Consider the following 1,545-nt stretch of genomic DNA (forward strand, 5'->3'; position numbering starts at 1 on the left):
AGCGGGACCAGATCAACCTGGCGCCAATGTCAATGTTCCACCCATGAGCTGACCACCGGTCGACGATCGCGACCGTAGTGGCTCTGCGCCCCGAGGGGCGAGATGCTCCTTAGAAAGGAGGTGATCCAGCCGCACCTTCCGGTACGGCTACCTTGTTACGACTTAGTCCTAATCACCGATCCCACCTTCGACGGCTCCCTCCAAAAGGTTAGGCCACCGGCTTCGGGTGTTACCGACTTTCATGACTTGACGGGCGGTGTGTACAAGGCCCGGGAACGTATTCACCGCAGCGTTGCTGATCTGCGATTACTAGCGACTCCGACTTCATGAGGTCGAGTTGCAGACCTCAATCCGAACTGAGACCGGCTTTTTGGGATTCGCTCCACCTTGCGGTATCGCAGCCCATTGTACCGGCCATTGTAGCATGCGTGAAGCCCAAGACATAAGGGGCATGATGATTTGACCTCATCCCCACCTTCCTCCGAGTTGACCCCGGCAGTATCCCATGAGTTCCCACCATAACGTGCTGGCAACATAGGACGAGGGTTGCGCTCGTTGCGGGACTTAACCCAACATCTCACGACACGAGCTGACGACAACCATGCACCACCTGTATACGAGTGTCCAAAGAGTTCGCTGTCTCCAGCGCGTTCTCGTATATGTCAAGCCTTGGTAAGGTTCTTCGCGTTGCATCGAATTAATCCGCATGCTCCGCCGCTTGTGCGGGCCCCCGTCAATTCCTTTGAGTTTTAGCCTTGCGGCCGTACTCCCCAGGCGGGGAACTTAATGCGTTAGCTACGACACGGAGACCGTGGAATGGTCCCCACATCTAGTTCCCAACGTTTACGGCGTGGACTACCAGGGTATCTAAGCCTGTTTGCTCCCCACGCTTTCGCTCCTCAGCGTCAGTTACGGCCCAGAGATCTGCCTTCGCCATCGGTGTTCCTCCTGATATCTGCGCATTCCACCGCTACACCAGGAATTCCAATCTCCCCTACCGCACTCTAGTCTGCCCGTACCCACTGCAAGCCCGAGGTTGAGCCTCGGGTTTTCACAGCAGACGCGACAGACCGCCTACGAGCTCTTTACGCCCAATAATTCCGGACAACGCTTGCACCCTACGTATTACCGCGGCTGCTGGCACGTAGTTAGCCGGTGCTTTTTCTGCAGGTACCGTCACTCTCGCTTCTTCCCTGCTAAAAGAGGTTTACAACCCGAAGGCCGTCGTCCCTCACGCGGCGTTGCTGCATCAGGCTTGCGCCCATTGTGCAATATTCCCCACTGCTGCCTCCCGTAGGAGTCTGGGCCGTGTCTCAGTCCCAGTGTGGCCGGTCACCCTCTCAGGCCGGCTACCCGTCGTCGCCTTGGTGAGCCATTACCTCACCAACAAGCTGATAGGCCGCGAGCTCATCCTTGACCGAAGTTCTTTCCACCCACAGGAGATGCCTCCGAGGGTCGTATCCGGTATTAGACGCCGTTTCCAGCGCTTATCCCAGAGTCAAGGGCAGATTGCTCACGTGTTACTCACCCGTTCGCCACTAATCC

1 rRNA gene is annotated in these 1,545 nt (G+C 57.1%); it reads right to left on the reverse strand.

Features of this window, described 5'->3' with window-relative positions:
• Window positions 1–113: 113 nt before the first annotated feature.
• Window positions 114–1,545, reverse strand: a 16S ribosomal RNA gene (locus IEW90_RS13720); the annotation flags it as partial.

Source organism: Agrococcus terreus (assembly GCF_014645235.1).
Taxonomy (GTDB): Bacteria; Actinomycetota; Actinomycetes; order Actinomycetales; family Microbacteriaceae; genus Agrococcus; species Agrococcus terreus.